At 55.1% G+C, this 16,245-nt stretch carries 18 protein-coding genes; 13 read left to right on the top strand and 5 right to left on the bottom strand.

Annotation, left to right across the window (positions count from 1 at the left end; genetic code table 11):
* A partial coding sequence (locus AC2FCQ_RS11145; protein WP_313083907.1) for a hypothetical protein occupies positions 1-83 on the top strand: 83 nt, incomplete at its 5' end.
* 17 nt (positions 84-100) lie between these two features.
* Complete coding sequence (gene alr, locus AC2FCQ_RS11140; protein ID WP_209637021.1) at positions 101-1,180, top strand: alanine racemase; 1,080 nt, start codon at positions 101-103, stop codon at positions 1,178-1,180.
* Positions 1,181-1,228: 48 nt separating this feature from the next.
* Here the strand turns inward: alr and AC2FCQ_RS11135 are convergent, their stop codons facing one another.
* Positions 1,229-1,996, bottom strand: coding sequence for a transporter substrate-binding domain-containing protein (locus tag AC2FCQ_RS11135; protein WP_209637023.1), 768 nt, complete (start codon positions 1,994-1,996; stop codon positions 1,229-1,231).
* Between the two features lie 214 nt (positions 1,997-2,210).
* On the opposite strand from AC2FCQ_RS11135, the gene AC2FCQ_RS11130 reads away from it, so the two are divergent.
* The 5 genes from AC2FCQ_RS11130 to maa all read left to right on the top strand — a co-directional run bounded on the left by AC2FCQ_RS11130 (position 2,211) and on the right by maa (position 5,593).
* Positions 2,211-2,678, top strand: a complete 468-nt coding sequence (locus AC2FCQ_RS11130) for an Lrp/AsnC family transcriptional regulator (RefSeq protein WP_209637025.1) — start codon at positions 2,211-2,213, stop codon at positions 2,676-2,678.
* 83 nt (positions 2,679-2,761) lie between these two features.
* Positions 2,762-3,955, top strand: a complete 1,194-nt coding sequence (locus AC2FCQ_RS11125; protein ID WP_490307825.1) for an amino acid aminotransferase — start codon at positions 2,762-2,764, stop codon at positions 3,953-3,955.
* A 136-nt stretch (positions 3,956-4,091) separates the two neighbouring features.
* The gene (locus AC2FCQ_RS11120; protein WP_017894193.1) at positions 4,092-4,508 is read left to right on the top strand and encodes a secondary thiamine-phosphate synthase enzyme YjbQ; all 417 of its coding nucleotides are present in this window, start codon (positions 4,092-4,094) and stop codon (positions 4,506-4,508) included.
* A 4-nt stretch (positions 4,509-4,512) separates the two neighbouring features.
* The gene (locus AC2FCQ_RS11115) at positions 4,513-4,866 is read left to right on the top strand and encodes an MmcQ/YjbR family DNA-binding protein (RefSeq protein WP_209637029.1); all 354 of its coding nucleotides are present in this window, start codon (positions 4,513-4,515) and stop codon (positions 4,864-4,866) included.
* 169 nt (positions 4,867-5,035) lie between these two features.
* Positions 5,036-5,593 (top strand): maltose O-acetyltransferase, encoded by a 558-nt coding sequence (gene maa, locus AC2FCQ_RS11110; protein ID WP_322740295.1) that lies wholly within the window; start codon positions 5,036-5,038, stop codon positions 5,591-5,593.
* Between the two features lie 35 nt (positions 5,594-5,628).
* On the opposite strand, the gene AC2FCQ_RS11105 is transcribed toward maa, so the two are convergent.
* Positions 5,629-6,681 carry an NAD(P)-dependent alcohol dehydrogenase gene (locus AC2FCQ_RS11105; RefSeq protein ID WP_209637031.1) on the bottom strand — a complete coding sequence of 351 codons (1,053 nt, stop codon included), beginning with the start codon at positions 6,679-6,681 and terminating at the stop codon, positions 5,629-5,631.
* Positions 6,682-6,902: 221 nt separating this feature from the next.
* Positions 6,903-9,734, bottom strand: coding sequence for an excinuclease ABC subunit UvrA (gene uvrA / locus AC2FCQ_RS11100; protein ID WP_209637033.1), 2,832 nt, complete (start codon positions 9,732-9,734; stop codon positions 6,903-6,905).
* A gap of 277 nt (positions 9,735-10,011) precedes the next feature.
* Between uvrA and ssb1 the strand changes: the two genes are divergently transcribed.
* Positions 10,012-10,548 carry a single-stranded DNA-binding protein SSB1 gene (ssb1, locus tag AC2FCQ_RS11095; protein ID WP_020837150.1) on the top strand — a complete coding sequence of 179 codons (537 nt, stop codon included), beginning with the start codon at positions 10,012-10,014 and terminating at the stop codon, positions 10,546-10,548.
* A 62-nt stretch (positions 10,549-10,610) separates the two neighbouring features.
* Here ssb1 and AC2FCQ_RS11090 read toward each other — a convergent pair whose 3' ends face one another.
* Positions 10,611-11,360 (bottom strand): 3-oxoacyl-ACP reductase family protein, encoded by a 750-nt coding sequence (locus AC2FCQ_RS11090; protein WP_490307828.1) that lies wholly within the window; start codon positions 11,358-11,360, stop codon positions 10,611-10,613.
* A gap of 129 nt (positions 11,361-11,489) precedes the next feature.
* Here AC2FCQ_RS11090 and AC2FCQ_RS11085 point away from each other — a divergent pair, with 129 nt between their 5' ends.
* On the top strand, positions 11,490-12,407 hold the full coding sequence (locus AC2FCQ_RS11085; RefSeq protein WP_490307829.1) for a LysR family transcriptional regulator: 918 nt from the start codon (positions 11,490-11,492) through the stop codon (positions 12,405-12,407).
* A gap of 56 nt (positions 12,408-12,463) precedes the next feature.
* On the opposite strand, the gene bhsA is transcribed toward AC2FCQ_RS11085, so the two are convergent.
* The gene (gene bhsA, locus AC2FCQ_RS11080) at positions 12,464-12,724 is read right to left on the bottom strand and encodes a multiple stress resistance protein BhsA (RefSeq protein ID WP_209637039.1); all 261 of its coding nucleotides are present in this window, start codon (positions 12,722-12,724) and stop codon (positions 12,464-12,466) included.
* A 211-nt stretch (positions 12,725-12,935) separates the two neighbouring features.
* Here bhsA and AC2FCQ_RS11075 point away from each other — a divergent pair, with 211 nt between their 5' ends.
* The 4 genes from AC2FCQ_RS11075 (at position 12,936) to AC2FCQ_RS11060 (ending at position 16,210) form a co-directional block, all read left to right on the top strand.
* Complete coding sequence (locus AC2FCQ_RS11075) at positions 12,936-13,379, top strand: lipocalin-like domain-containing protein (protein WP_209637041.1); 444 nt, start codon at positions 12,936-12,938, stop codon at positions 13,377-13,379.
* Entirely contained in the window at positions 13,376-14,044 is a 669-nt protein-coding gene (locus AC2FCQ_RS11070; protein ID WP_265556950.1) for a glutathione S-transferase family protein, read from the top strand. Before AC2FCQ_RS11075 ends, AC2FCQ_RS11070 begins: the two co-directional genes overlap by 4 nt.
* A gap of 47 nt (positions 14,045-14,091) precedes the next feature.
* Positions 14,092-14,499 carry a VOC family protein gene (locus AC2FCQ_RS11065; RefSeq protein ID WP_209637045.1) on the top strand — a complete coding sequence of 136 codons (408 nt, stop codon included), beginning with the start codon at positions 14,092-14,094 and terminating at the stop codon, positions 14,497-14,499.
* A 349-nt stretch (positions 14,500-14,848) separates the two neighbouring features.
* Complete coding sequence (locus AC2FCQ_RS11060; RefSeq protein WP_209637047.1) at positions 14,849-16,210, top strand: NCS2 family permease; 1,362 nt, start codon at positions 14,849-14,851, stop codon at positions 16,208-16,210.
* Positions 16,211-16,245: the final 35 nt, after the last annotated feature.

Raw genomic sequence — 16,245 nt, 5'->3', positions numbered from 1 at the left:
CTATCGGTACCGTGCGCCTTACCTTTAACGGCCAGTGGTCGCGTTTCGATAACTACGCGGGGCCACAATATGATGACGAATAATCAGCTAAGGAACTGAAATGAAAGCGGCAACCGCTGTAATCGACCGCCGCGCTCTGCGACATAATCTGCAACAGGTGCGCCGTCAGGCGCCGCAAAGTCGCCTGATTGCCGTTGTGAAAGCAAACGCTTATGGACATGGCCTGCTGGAAACAGCGCACACCCTGCAAGATGCCGACTGCTACGGCGTGGCGCGCATTGGCGAAGCGCTAATGTTGCGCTCCGGTGGCATCGTCAAGCCAATCTTGATGCTGGAAGGCTTCTTCTCCGCCGAAGATTTGCCCGTTTTGGTAGCCAACAACATCGAAACCGCAGTGCACAGTATCGAGCAGCTTGAAGCGCTGGAGCAGGCCACGTTATCACGTCCGGTGCCCGTGTGGATGAAGCTGGACACCGGCATGCATCGCCTGGGCGTACGCCCGGAGCAGGCTGAGGCCTTCTATCAACGTTTGAGTGCCTGCCGCAACGTCGTGCAGCCCGTCAATATCATGAGCCACTTCAGCCGTGCCGATGAACCCGAATCCGACACGACGCTCAAGCAAATGCAGTGTTTTGAGAACTTTGCCCGTGGCAAACCGGGGCAGCGTTCGATTGCGGCTTCCGGTGGCACGCTGCTGTGGCCGGACGCGCACAACGAATGGGTCCGTCCGGGGATCATTCTTTACGGCGTTTCGCCGATGGACGGTTCCAATGGCTGTCAGTTTGATCTGCAGCCGGCCATGACGCTCAAATCTAACCTGATTGCCGTGCGCGAGCACAAGGCCGGTGAGTCTGTCGGCTACGGTGGCACCTGGGTGAGTGAAGGCGATACCCGTTTGGGCGTGGTCGCGATGGGCTATGGTGACGGTTATCCGCGCAGCGCACCTTCCGGCACTCCCGTGTGGCTTAATGGCCGTGAAGTGCCAATCGTGGGCCGTGTGTCGATGGACATGATGTCGGTGGACCTGGGCCCTGATGCGACAGATAAGGTGGGCGATGAAGTGGTGCTGTGGGGTCACGCGTTGCCGGTTGAACGCATTGCGGCCTGCACCGGCATCAGCGCTTACGAGCTGATCACCAAGCTGACGCAGCGCGTGGCGATGGAATATATCGGAGAATAGCCTCCCGAGGGGGCCAGCGACAATGTGCTGGCCCCGATCACTTGCGCGTTACTTCTTTACCGCCAACCACTGATCGATAATGCTCTGATACTCACCGGTCGCTTTGGCCAGGTGCAGCCACTGGTCCACATACAGTTTCCAACTCAAATCATCACGCGGCAGCATGTAGGCCTTCTCGCCGTACTGCATCGGTTTGTTCGGATTTACCGCACATAGCTTCGGATACCGCTTTTGCTGATATAACGCTTCGGAAGCGTCAGTGATCATCACATCGGCTTTCTTGTCGACTAACTGCTGGAAAATGCCCACGTTATCATGGGTCAATGTCAGCTTGGCCTTGGGCAGATAGGCGTGCACGAAGGCTTCGTTGGTACCGCCAGCCGGTTCCAGCAGGCGTACTGACGGCTTGTTGATCTGGTCGATGGTGCGGTATTTTTTCACGTCGGTGCAGCGCACCAACGGGATCTTGCCGTCGGTATCGAGCTTATCGGCAAAGAACACCTGCCTCTGTCGCTGCAGCGTGACAGAGATCCCGCCCATAGCGATATCGCATTTACCGGCGACAAAATCAGGCGTCAGGGTTTTCCAACTGGTTTTCACCCATTTCACTTTGGCTCCCAGGCTCTTGGCCAGCGATTCCGCCATGGTGATATCAATACCTTCATAGCTGCCGTCTTCTTTCAGGAAGGTATAGGGTTTGTAATCGCCGGTCGTGCACACTTCCAGCGTGCCCTGCTGAATGACTTTATCCAGGTGTGATTGGGCGCTGGCGCTCCCGGCGGCAACCAGCAGTGCGAGAGGGAATAGCTTTTTCATCGGCGTCCTTTTTATACATTCGTGGTTTTATGCGCAATTTAGCCGTTAATTGTTGCTGACTTGCGCGAGTTACCCACTTTTTATGCCATGAGTTGGTGGAAACGTTCGGCATTGCTGCTGTGCGCTTCACAACCTCGGCGGGGGGAGGGTATCCACAGTCAAAAAACTGATAGGCTGTAACGTCAACATTTATTAACACAGTTTACAGGTGGCTATGTACAACATTGACGATTTTGATATGAAAATCCTGACGCTGTTACAGACCAATGGCCGTCTGACCAATCAGGAACTGAGCGAATTGGTTGGGCTGTCTGCTTCCCAGTGCTCACGGCGGCGCATCAGCCTAGAGCAGGCACAGCTGATCCGCGGTTATCACGCGCGTTTGGCGCCAGAGGCCGTCGGGCTGGGGCTTGTAGGGCTGATTGAAGTAAGTCTGACTCAGCACGGGCAGGAGCAAATTGACAGTTTCCACCAGATGCTGGAAGAAGTGGACGCCATTCTTGACGCCTATAAAACCACAGGCGACGCTGACTACCTGCTGAAAGTGGCCGTGGCGGATCTGCCGGCGCTGGACGATTTCATCAGCCAGACGCTGTCGCGGCATAAAAGTGTGGCGCATATCAAAACGGCGGTCGTGCTCAACCGTATCAAGGAAAACGGTTTGTTGCCCGTTGCGAGATAAAGCTCAGACCGAACGCCGTTTTCCGTCTATATTAGAGCCTAATGCTGTGCCCCCAAACCCTAATAATCCAGGAGAACAACCCCGTGTTTCAGAACGTTGATGCCTATGCAGGTGACCCGATCCTGTCGCTGATGGAAAAATTCAAAAAAGATCCCCGTTCGCACAAGGTTAACCTGAGTATCGGCCTTTACTATGACGAGCAGGGCATTATCCCGCAGATGAAAGCAGTTGCCGCAGCGGAAACGCAGTTGAACGCGGTGGATCAGGGGGCGTCGGTCTATCTGCCGATGGAAGGCCTGCACCCTTATCGTACTGCGGTTCAACACCTGCTGTTTGGTGCTGAACACCCGATGTTGCTGCAGGGACGCGTTGCCACCATTCAGACCGTTGGCGGTTCTGGTGCGCTGAAGGTCGGTGCCGACTTCCTGAAAAGCTACTTTCCGGATTCGCAGGTATGGGTCAGCGATCCGACCTGGGAAAACCACATTGCCATCTTTGGCGGTGCCGGTTTCAAGGTGAACACCTACCCGTACTTTGACAACGAAAGCCTGGGTGTGAAATTTGACGCAATGCTCAGCGCGTTGAAACAACTGCCAAAACACAGCATTGCCCTGTTGCACCCATGCTGCCATAACCCGACGGGCTCTGATCTGACAAACGCCCAGTGGGATGACGTGGTTAAGGTGATCGCCGAACGTGAATTGATCCCGTTCCTCGATATCGCCTACCAGGGCTTTGGCGGCGGGATTACCGAAGACGCTTATGCCATTCGCACCCTTGCTGCCGCGGGCTTGCCGTGCCTGGTGAGCAATTCGTTCTCGAAAATTTTCTCGCTGTACGGTGAACGTGTCGGCGGCCTGTCAGTGGTCTGCGAAAGCGAAGAGGCTGCCGGGCGCGTGCTGGGCCAGTTGAAGGCGACGGTTCGCCGCAACTACTCCAGCCCACCGAACTTCGGTGCGCAGGTGGTGGCAAAGGTGCTGAACGATACGCAACTGAAAGCCCAGTGGCTGGCAGAAGTCGAGACTATGCGTAACCGTATCCTTGAGATGCGCAAAACGCTGGTGGAAGCGCTGAAAGTTGCTCTACCGCAGCGTAACTTCGATTACCTGCTGGAACAGCGCGGTATGTTCAGCTACACCGGGTTCAGCGCGGCACAGGTTGATCGCCTGCGTGAAGAGTTTGGTGTGTATCTGATCCACAGCGGCCGTGTTTGTATGGCTGGCTTGAACCATAACAACGTGCATCAGGTGGCCGAGGCGTTTGCCGCGGTGCAGTGATTGCTGTTAGGGTGAACTGATGTTCATCGTCATGCGAAGGGAGCGATAGCGATATCGCTCCCTTTTTTGTTGTCGGTTTGTCGCCGGAGTTGCCGCAAACTGGAGAGAGAATATACTGATTGAGGGGCGCTCACTTATGTGGCATCAGCAAACGCTAATCCTCAGCGCAAAAGCGCGTGGTTTTCATCTGGTTACTGAAGAAATTACCGACCAGCTAACCCACTTACACCGCCTGCAAACTGGCCTGCTGCATCTGTTGTTGCAGCATACCTCGGCTTCGCTGACGCTGAACGAGAACTGTGATCCTACGGTGCGAGCCGATATGGAGCAGCATTTCCTGCGTCAGGTGCCAGAGAACGCACCCTACCAACATGACTATGAAGGGCCGGACGATATGCCGGCGCACATCAAATCCTCTCTGTTGGGCACGTCCTTGACGCTGCCTGTCGGTCACGGGCGACTGATGCTGGGCACATGGCAAGGAATTTGGCTGGGGGAGCACCGCATCCACGGCGGTTCACGCCGGGTTGTGGCCACTTTACAGGGGGAATAACCCAATGAATAACACAGCACTGCTGGAATACTGCATGGCGAAGCCGGGCGCGGAACAGAGCGACCAGAACCAGTGGCAGGCAAGTCAGATCAAGGTTGGTGACGTGATGTTTGCCATGGTGTGCGAGGTGCAGGGGCGGCCGGCACTGGCGGTAAAGTCCAGCCCGGAGCTGGCGGAAAGCCTGCGGGAACACCATCCAGAGATCGTGGCCTGCGAGCGGTTGAATAAGGCCCATTGGAATACCGTGTTTCTCGACGGCAACCTGCCGAACTCTCAGTTCTATAGCTTGATCGACAGCTCGTATCAGTTGGTGTTGCAGGGATTACCTGAGCACGTACGCCAAGAACTGCGCGCTTGAATCTTAAGGGGCAGGTACAGACCTGCCTTTTACGATCTTCACCCTTCCTTCAGTTAATCTTCCAAATTGTGAAGTCAGCTTGATTATGGGAACGTTCCCTTTTTAATGTTTGATTGAAACGACTAGGCTTCATTAATCAATAAGCCGTAAGACGAAAGGATGTCATGACATGGCCATGAGTGAAGAAAAACGCAAGATGATTGCGGGTGAATTGTACGACGCTGGTGACGAGTTACTCCGCAGCGAGCGCAAGCGCGCGCGCCAGTTGGTACACCATTATAACCACTCATCTCCGGATGAGGGGGCATTGCGTAAACAATGGTTGGTGGAGCTTCTGGGTCAATATCAGGGCGGAACCCTCGAACCGACGTTTCGCTGTGATTACGGCTACAACATTTATCTGGGCAAAAACTTCTACGCTAATTTTGATTGCGTGATCCTTGACGTGTGCGAAGTGCATATCGGTGATAACTGCATGTTGGCACCGGGCGTCCATATTTACACCGCTACCCATCCATTGGACGCAGAAACCCGTGTCGGCGGGGCAGAGTTTGGCAAACCGGTGCATATTGGTGATAACGTGTGGATCGGTGGTCGGGCAGTGATAAATCCGGGCGTTACGCTGGGGGATAACGTGGTGGTGGCTTCCGGTGCGGTGGTGACTAAAGATGTGCCAGCCAACTGTGTGGTCGGTGGCAACCCGGCGCGAATCATTAAACAACTGTAGGAAAAATCGGGCGCCACAGTGGGCGCCCGAAGTGCTTAGCCGCGCAGTGAATTGATGTCCACCACGAAACGGTATTTCACGTCGCTTTTCAGCATCCGCTCGAAGGCCTGGTTGATTTGCTGCATCGGGATCAGCTCAATATCCGAGGTAATGCCATGTTGGCCGCAAAAATCCAGCATTTCCTGAGTCTCCGCAATGCCGCCGATCAGCGAACCGGCGATACGGCGGCGCTTCATGATCAAATTGAACACCTGCGGTGACGGATGGTCGTGTTCTGGTGCGCCGACCAGCGTCAGGGTACCGTCGCGGCGCAGCAGGTTAAGGAACGGGTTCAGATCGTGCTGGGCTGCGACCGTATTGAGTATAAAGTCGAAGCTGTTGGTGTGTTGGGCCATCTCGTCCGGATTGCGTGAGATCACCACTTCATGCGCGCCAAGGCGTTTGGCGTCCTCGACTTTAGATGTGGAAGTGGTGAACAACACCACATGCGCCCCCATTGCCCGGGCCAATTTGACGCCCATATGCCCCAGCCCGCCGAGGCCAACGATCCCCACCTTTTTACCCGGCCCGGCGCCCCATTGGCGCAGTGGGGAATAGGTGGTGATACCCGCACACAGCAACGGGGCCACTCCGGCAGGATCGAGGTTTTCCGGTACGCGCAGCACGAAGTCCTGATCTACCACCATATCGGTTGAGTAGCCGCCGTAGGTGGTGGCGCCGGTTTGTCGATCCTGTCCGTTATAGGTGCCGGTAAAGCCGTTCTCACAGTATTGCTCCAGCCCTTCGTCACAGCTCGGACAACTGCGGCAGGAATCCACCATACAGCCAACGCCAACCAAGTCGCCGATCTTATAACGTGAAACGTGGCTGCCTACGGCGCTCACTCGACCTACGATTTCGTGACCGGGCACTACCGGGAAAAGTGTATTGCTCCATTCGTTGCGGGCCTGATGCAAATCAGAATGGCAGACGCCACAGAACAGAACGTTGATTTGCACATCGTGGTCGCGCAGGGTGCGCGGTGTGTAATCAAAAGGAACTAGCGCTGACTTGGCGTCGTGCGCGGCATAGGCATGCGTAATGTTCATGGTAACTCCAGTCATCAATGAGTGGGAGAACAGTTTCCGGCAGCGGATGCCGGTGAGACGCGGCCTGAGTATATCAAGGGGCCACAGAGGGAACATTGATGATAAAAGCGGTGAGCGAGGAGGGAAATGCCTGAAAATGTCTAAATCTTGCCTGTTTCTGTTCAATTTTACCGAAACGGGTAATAGCGCGGGCCGTCACAGGAACGGCCCGCCGGGCAGGGTTACTTCTTCTTCAGTAATGGCTTGAGGAAACGCGCGGTATGCGACGCTTCGCAGTTGGCCACGGTTTCTGGTGTACCGGCAACCAGGATTTCACCGCCGCCGCTGCCGCCTTCCGGCCCCAGGTCGACAATCCAGTCCGCAGTTTTAATCACGTCCAGGTTGTGTTCAATGACCACGATGGTATTGCCCTGATCGCGCAATTGATGCAGCACCGCCAGCAGTTGCTGAATATCGGCGAAGTGTAAACCGGTTGTAGGTTCATCCAGAATATACAGCGTTTGGCCGGTGCCGCGTTTGGACAGTTCACGCGCCAGTTTGACGCGCTGTGCCTCACCGCCGGACAACGTGGTCGCTGACTGACCAAGACGAATATACGACAGGCCGACTTCCATCAAGGTTTGCAGCTTACGCGCCAATGCCGGTACGGCATCGAAGAAATCGCGCGCTTCTTCGATGGTCATCTCCAGCACTTCGTGGATGCTTTTGCCTTTGTACTTCACTTCCAGCGTTTCACGGTTATAGCGTTTGCCTTTGCACTGGTCGCACGGCACATAAATATCCGGCAGGAAGTGCATTTCGACCTTGATCACACCGTCGCCCTGGCAGGCTTCGCAACGGCCACCCTTAACGTTAAAGCTGAAACGGCCAGGGTTGTAGCCGCGGCTGCGTGATTCCGGCACGCCGGCGAACAGTTCACGTACCGGGGTAAAGATACCGGTGTAGGTTGCCGGGTTGGAACGTGGCGTACGGCCGATCGGGCTTTGATCGATATCGATAACCTTGTCGAAATGCTCCAGACCGTTGACGTCACGGAAGGGAGCCGGTTCGGCAATGGTGGCGCCGTTGAGTTGGCGTTGCGCGATCGGGAACAGCGTGTCGTTGATCAGCGTTGATTTGCCGGAGCCAGAAACCCCGGTAATGCAGGTAAACAGTCCCACCGGCAGTGTCAACGTTACGTCTTTCAGGTTGTTACCCCGTGCGCCGCTCAGCTTCAGCACCTTGGTTGGATCGGCGGGGACGCGTTGTTCCGGAATGGCAATCTCACGTTTGCCACTGAGGAACTGGCCAGTCAGTGATTCCGGCTGTGCCATGATGTCCTCGACGGTGCCTTCTGCCACGACCTGGCCACCGTGAACACCGGCTCCGGGGCCGATATCGATCACGTGATCCGCGGCGCGGATGGCGTCTTCATCGTGTTCTACCACGATCACCGTATTGCCGAGGTTACGCAGGTGGATCAGGGTTTCCAACAGGCGTTCATTGTCGCGCTGGTGCAGGCCAATCGAGGGTTCATCCAGTACGTACATTACGCCCACCAGGCCAGCACCAATCTGGCTGGCCAGACGGATACGCTGTGCCTCGCCACCGGACAATGTTTCTGCCGAGCGTGACAGCGACAGGTAATTCAGGCCGACATTCACCAGGAACTTCAGGCGGTCGCCAATTTCTTTCAGGACTTTCTCAGCGATTTGGGCACGTTGACCGCTGAGCTTCATGTTCTGGAAGAACGTCATCGCGTGACCGATGCTGAGATCGGAGATTTCCGGCAGCGTCGTGTCTTCAACGAACACGTTACGTGCTTCTTCGCGTAAACGGGTGCCGTGGCAGGAGGCGCAAGGACGGTTGCTGATGAACTTCGCCAGCTCTTCACGGACTGCGCTCGATTCGGTCTCTTTATAGCGGCGTTCCATGTTGTGCAGTACGCCTTCGAACGGATGGCGGCGCACGGTGGTATCACCGCGATCGTTAATGTATTTGAATTCGATCGACTCTTTGCCGGAACCGCTGAGTACTGCTTTTTGCACGTTGGCGTCCAGGCTGTTGAAGGGGGCTTCAACGTCGAACGCGTAATGTTCTGCCAATGAGCGCAGCATCTGGAAGTAATAGAAATTACGGCGATCCCAGCCGCGGATTGCGCCACCGGCCAACGAAAGCTCGGGGTTTTGCACCACGCGTTCCGGGTCGAAGAACTGCTGTACACCCAGACCATCACAGGTCGGACAGGCACCGGCTGGGTTGTTGAACGAGAACAGACGGGGTTCCAGTTCGCGCATGCTGTAACCGCAGATTGGGCAGGCAAAGTTGGCGGAGAACAGCAGCTCATCCGCTTTCTCGTCGTCCATATCGGCGACCACTGCGGTACCGCCGGACAGCTCCAGCGCCGTCTCGAACGACTCTGCCAAACGCTGAGACAGATCGTCACGCACTTTAAAGCGATCAACGACCACTTCGATGGTGTGTTTCTTCTGTAATTCCAGCTTAGGCGGATCGGACAGATCGCACACCTCACCGTCGATACGGGCACGGATGTAGCCCTGGCTCGCCAGGTTTTCCAACGTTTTGGTGTGCTCGCCCTTGCGGTCTTTCACGACCGGCGCCAGCAGCATCAGGCGTTTGCCTTCCGGCTGGTTGAGTACGTTGTCCACCATTTGGCTGACAGTTTGCGCCGCCAGCGGTACATGGTGTTCCGGACAGCGTGGTTCGCCGACGCGGGCAAACAACAGGCGCAGATAATCGTGGATCTCGGTGATGGTACCGACCGTGGATCGTGGGTTATGCGAGGTCGATTTCTGCTCGATGGAGATCGCCGGTGACAGACCTTCAATGTGGTCGACGTCCGGTTTTTCCATCAGCGAAAGGAACTGGCGTGCATAGGCGGAGAGCGATTCTACATAGCGACGCTGCCCTTCAGCATACAGAGTATCAAAGGCCAGCGAGGACTTGCCTGAACCGGACAAGCCGGTGACGACGATCAGCTTGTCACGCGGGATAATCAGGTTGATGTTTTTGAGATTATGGGTTCGAGCACCACGAACTTCGATATTATCCATTTACACTTCCCGTCTTGATGATACACCGCGCCTGTCTGGGTTATTTACAGGTTGTTTTGTGATCGAACGCGCAAAAAACCGGCACAGCCAGTACGAAACGCATAATTATGACACAAAAAAACCTGAATGAATATCCAGTACATGAATGCAAGCAAGTCGATCGAAAGGACAATTCTGGAATACAAGACGCAGTAATCAACACGGGTGTCGTTTCAGGCTGAGCGTGTTAAACTTACTCGTTTATACTGTGTAAAAATCAATCATCAGGAGAGTTCTCATGGCCAGCAGAGGCGTAAACAAAGTAATTCTGGTCGGGAATCTGGGCCAAGACCCGGAAGTCCGTTACATGCCGAATGGCGGTGCAGTGGCCAACATTACCCTGGCAACCTCCGAAAGCTGGCGTGACAAGGCAACTGGCGAGCAGAAAGAAAAGACCGAGTGGCACCGTGTTGTGTTGTTCGGCAAGCTGGCTGAAGTGGCGGGCGAATATCTGCGTAAAGGTTCCCAGGTGTACATCGAGGGCGCTCTGCAGACCCGTAAATGGACCGATCAGGCTGGCGTAGAAAAATACACCACCGAAGTTGTGGTTAACGTTGGTGGCACCATGCAGATGCTGGGCGGCCGTCAAGGCGGCGGTGCTCCAGCAGGCGGCGGCCAGGCTTCCGGTGGCCAGGGCGGTTGGGGCCAACCTCAGCAGCCACAGGGTGGCAACCAGTTCAGCGGTGGTCAGCAAGCTCGTCCAGCGCAGAACAATGCACCGGCTGCCAGCAGCAACGAACCACCAATGGACTTCGACGACGATATTCCTTTCTGATATCCGTTGCCTGAAGCCAATAAAAAAGCCCCGAAAGGGGCTTTTTGCTTTTCTGAGAAAGATTAAGCCGAGAAGCCGCCGTCAATGCTCAGGCTGGCGCCGGTGATATATCCCGCTTCAGGGCCGGCGAGGTAAGCGACGAAACTGGCGATCTCTTCATCTTTACCATAACGGCTGATCGCCATCATCGCTTTCAACTGCTCGGCGAAATCACCGTTGGCTGGGTTCATATCAGTATCTACAGGGCCGGGCTGAACGTTATTGACGGTGATACCGCGCGGGCCGAGATCGCGTGCCATACCTTTGGTCAGGCCGACCAGCGCAGATTTGCTCATGGCATAGACTGCGCCGCCGGCAAAAGGCATACGTTCAGCATTGGTGCTGCCAATATTGATGATGCGGCCGCCGTCATTCATATGGCGGGCGGCTTCCTGGCTGGCGACAAACACGCTGCGTACGTTAACTGCCAGAGTGCGATCAAGATCTTCCAGCGGCAGTTCTTCGGTGCTGCCCATCGCCAGCACGCCGGCGTTATTCACCAGAATATCCAGATTGCCGAAGCTATTTACGGCCTGGCGTACCGCTTGTTGCAGTGCGGTAGCGTCGGCGCTATCAGCCTTGATGGCCAGGGCTTTGCCTCCGGCGGAAATGATGTCATTGACCACCGCATCGGCTTTATCAGCAGAGGCTACGTAGGTTAATGCGACGGCGGCGCCTTCGCGCGCCAGACGTTTGGCAATGGCGGCACCAATGCCACGTGAACCGCCCTGAACGAATGCGACTTTGCCTTTCAAAGAGAGAGTTGCGGACATGATGTTTCTCCAAAGTGGGGATGAGGTTAAAGAATCTACCGGTTCAGTATCGGAGAAGCGCGGATCGGTAACTAGCCCAAAAGAGCTATAATCAGAGTAAACCATAGGTTTGAAATCAGCGGGAAAACCATGCTTGGTCATCTGGAATGTTTTGTCAGCAGTGCAGAGAGTGGCAGTTTTTCCGCTGCTGGCCGCAAGCTGGGTATCAGCTCTGCCGCGGTGGGGAAGAACGTTACCAAACTGGAAACGCTGGTGGGCGTGCGGCTGTTTCAGCGTAATACACGCAAATTGACCCTGACCGAAGAGGGTGAGCGTTTTTTGCAGGACGTTCGCAGCGGTTTACTGTCGATCCAATGTGCATTAAAAGGGGTGAGCAGCAGTGGTGGGGTCGCCGTTGGGACGTTGAAGGTCAGTATGGGCACCGCCTTTGGTCTGCATTTTGTGCTGCCACTGTTGCCGGACTTTCTCGCCCGTTATCCGTCGATTGTTCCAGACTGGCATTTTGATAATCGTCAGGTGGACCTGATCGGTGAGCATTTCGATGTGGCAATGGGCGGGGGCATCGAGCTGCCACAGGGGATGATCGCCCGTGAACTGGCGCCCGCACACGGCGTCCTGGTCGCTTCTGCCGAGTATCTGCAGCGGCACCCGAGACTTCAGCAGCCAGAGCAGTTAGCGGAACATGCGGGTATTTTTATCCGTTCGCCGCAAACAGGGCGAATCCGCAACTTGCCGTTGCGAAATGCAGATAACGAGCAACGCGTACCGGCTATGGCAATAAAAATGACGGTGAATGAGCCAGAAGCGGCGACCCGGGCGGCGGAAATGGGGCTGGGTATTGCACTCATCAGTATGCCAAATGCCTTGCCCTTTCTGGAAAGTGGCCGCTTGATGCGGGTATTGCCAGGTTGGTATGTCGACCGCGGTAGCCTGTGCCTGTACTTCCCTACCACCAAGTTCTTGCCAACCAAAACCCGAGTGTTCGTCGATTACATTACCGAACAATTCCGACAGCAGAAGCTGGCCGCCCGTTTTGACGCCCGCTAGAAACGAGAAAAGCCCCTTTCGGGGCTTCTTTCTTCCGTCAGTTAACTGTCTGACGATCAGTTGAAAATCTCTGCGGTACCGTAAAGTTTGTTCTGGCCGCCGGCAGCAATGATGCGATAAGAGCTGGCGCCTGACGCTGCAGCTTTGCTAGCCAATTCGCTTTCCAATGCACTCAGGTTAGAGGCACCGCTAACGGATACGACACCGATTTTCTGGGCGTCGGCAGCAGGTTGACTGGTCAGTTGGTCAGCGGCAACGCTAGCGAAAGAAGCGGTAGTCAGCAGTAGAGCAGTAGCAAAAATTTTGATGTTTTTCATGATTCATTCCTCAGGGTATTTTAGGGTTGAGAGGTTGTCTTCTCTCGATGTGTTAGATAATAGGCTGACGCGGCTGAATAGAAAATCGGAGAGTTTTGATAATCTCTATCAAATAAATTGACTTATTTCTGAGCGACGCGACTTGCGCTGGCGTACCGGAAAAATCGCCACTACCCTTTGAGTAAGCAGGAACCTTAGAGGAGTAAATGGCATGTCAGTTAACGCGTTTATTGGCAGCTGGTCATTGGTGTCTTCTGTCTTCAAAGGGGAGGACGGCAGGGTCAATCACCCGCTGGGCGAGCAGGTGCTGGGTCGCATTAACTACGAGCCCAATGGCACCATGGCGGCGCAGCTATATAGCGCTACCCGGCCATGCTTTGTCGCCGACGATCTGGCGCAGGGCACTGACCAGGAAACCCACGCCGCCTTTATCAATATGATTTGTTATTTTGGTCGCTATCAGGTGGATGAGAGCGACCAGCGGGTAGTGCATCAGGTTGAAGGCAGCTCGTTCCCCAATTGGATCGGTAGCCGGCAGGAGCGCTTTTATCATTTCTCCGGCGATCGTCTCCAACTGCGTACGGTACCGCTGCAGCTTGGTAACGGCGTGCAGATCGGCGAATTGGTGTGGCAACGGATAGGAGCGTCCTCATGATCATTGTTCACCATCTGAACAACTCGCGTTCGCAGCGTATTCTGTGGTTTTTGGAAGAGTTGGATGTGCCCTATCAGGTACAGCGCTATGAGCGTGATCCACAGACTATGTTGGCGCCGCCAGCCTTGAAGAAGATCCATCCGTTGGGCAAGTCGCCGGTGATTGTCGATGGCGATCTGACGCTGGCGGAATCCGGTGCCATTATTGAATACCTGCAGGAAGCCTACGATGCGCAGGGGCAGTTTATTCCCACCGATTACCATGCCCGTCAGCAGTACCGATACTGGCTGCATTATGCCGAAGGTTCGCTAATGCCATTACTGGTGATGAAATTGGTGTTCAGCCGCTTGGGTCAGCCACCCATACCCTGGCTGCTCAGGCCCGTCGCGGGGGCGATTGGCAAAGGCGTGCAGCGTGAGTACCTGGACAAACAGATCGCGCCGCATTGCGACTATCTGGAACAACACCTGAGCAAAAATACCTGGTTTGTCGGTAATGAGTTCAGCGCGGCGGATATCCAGATGAGCTTCCCGCTGGAAGCGATGGCGGCGCGCGGCGCACTGGACGCTTGCCCGAAATTGCGTGGTTATCTGCAGCGTATTCATTCACGTCCAGCCTATCAGCGCGCTCTGGATCAGGGGGGACCTTATGACCTGCTGAGTTAAGACGATGGGCTATACTCGATGAGGTCACTCTTCATCGGAGGTAGCCCATGGCTACGCAAATTTTTGTTAACCTGCCGGTGGGCGATCTGCCCGCATCTGTTGCTTTTTTCACCCAGCTGGGCTTCGGCTTTAATCAACAGTTTACCGATGACACCGCCGCCTGCATGGTGGTCAGCGACAGCATTTATGTGATGCTGCTTACCCACGAAAAATTCAAAATGTTCACCCCGAATCCGGTTAGCGATGCCAGGAAGGCGACTGAGGTGCTGATATGTTTGTCGCAGCCTAATCGGGCAGCGGTAGACGATGTGGTGCGTAAGGCGATCGCCGCCGGCGGTAATACTTATAACCAACCGCAAGATTACGGCTTTATGTATGGGCATGGTTTCCAGGATCTTGACGGACATATCTGGGAACTGATGTACATGGATGAAAATGCAGCGCGGGCGCAGTAGCTGTTTCGGCCCCCCATTTTTGGGGGGCATTCCCATCGGATTTACCTATGGGACAAAAACCGTATTTTCGATAATGATAGTTCCCCAGGCTTTTTGCATGAATTGCCGCGATCTTTGGTTGATCAGAGGGTGTAGAAGGCTGGATAATCGTTTGCCTTGAATAAACCACCATAAATCACCCGTTTCACGCAATGGGAGTTAAACGTTTGCCTTATATGTGATGCCGGTTGGCAGCATGCGTAAAGGGCAAGGACGCGAACGTGACGGAAACGATACCGTAATAAACATGCGTGGGCGGAACAACAAGCCTTTTGAAACGGGCTGGCAATGAAACACAGGGGACAGCAACATGTCGAATTCTCAAGCGAACAACGCCGTTAAACCAAAAGGCGGGCTTGATGGTTATTTTAATATTTCTGCGCGTGGCAGCACCGTGCGTCAGGAAGTGGTAGCGGGGTTAACCACCTTCCTGGCGATGGTTTATTCGGTGATCGTCGTACCGAGCATGCTCGGCAAGGCGGGTTTCCCGCCAACGGCGGTGTTTGTCGCGACCTGTTTGGTCGCCGGTCTTGGATCGTTACTGATGGGGCTGTGGGCGAATTTGCCAATGGCTATCGGTTGTGCGATTTCACTGACCGCGTTTACCGCCTTCAGCCTGGTGCTGGGGCAACACATCAGCATTCCAGTGGCGCTGGGCGCGGTATTCCTGATGGGCGTACTCTTTACCATCATCTCGGTAACCGGTATTCGTGCCTGGATCCTGCGTAATCTGCCGATGGGCGTGGCGCATGGTACCGGAATTGGCATTGGTCTGTTCCTGTTGTTGATCGCCGCGAACGGTGTGGGCCTGGTGGTGAAGAACCCGCTGGACGGTTTGCCTGTGGCGCTGGGCGCATTTACGTCCTTCCCGGTTGTGATGACCTTGCTCGGGCTGGCGGTGATTTTTGGCTTGGAAAAGCTGCGTGTGCCCGGTGGCATTCTGCTGGTGATCATTGTCATTTCGATCATTGGTCTGCTGTTTGACCCGGCGGTGAAATATCAGGGCTTGTTCGCGATGCCTAGCCTGACGGATGCTAACGGCAAATCATTGATCTTCAGTCTTGATATCATGGGGGCATTGCAGCCTGTGGTATTGCCAAGCGTGTTGGCATTGGTGATGACCGCGGTGTTTGATGCGACCGGGACCATTCGTGCGGTGGCTGGTCAGGCTAACCTGTTGGATAAAGACGGGCAAATCATCAACGGCGGCAAAGCATTGACGTCGGATTCCCTGAGCAGCATTTTTTCCGGTTTGGTAGGTGCAGCCCCGGCGGCAGTGTATATCGAGTCTGCTGCGGGTACTGCGGCGGGGGGCAAAACCGGCCTGACGGCGACCGTAGTCGGCCTGTTGTTCCTGTTGATCTTGTTCTTGTCGCCGTTGTCTTATCTGGTACCGATTTATGCTACCGCACCTGCGCTGATGTATGTTGGCCTGCTGATGTTGAGCAACGTGACCAAACTGGACTTCAACGACTTTGTTGATGCCATGTCCGGCCTTCTGTGTGCGGTATTTATCGTGCTGACCTGTAACATCGTTACCGGCATCATGTTGGGCTTTAGCGCATTGGTCATCGGTCGTATTTTCTCGGGCGAATGGCGCCGACTGAATATTGGCACCGTCGTGATCGCGGTGGCCCTGGTGGCGTTCTATGCCGGTGGCTGGGCGATTTAATCGCATTGTCGTTTCCCCCGTCGATTCGGCGGGGG

Source organism: Serratia sp. CoH_134_PS_4 (assembly GCF_058190535.1).
Note: the sequence above shows the minus strand (reverse complement) of the source record. Positions and strands in the feature narration are given on the sequence as shown.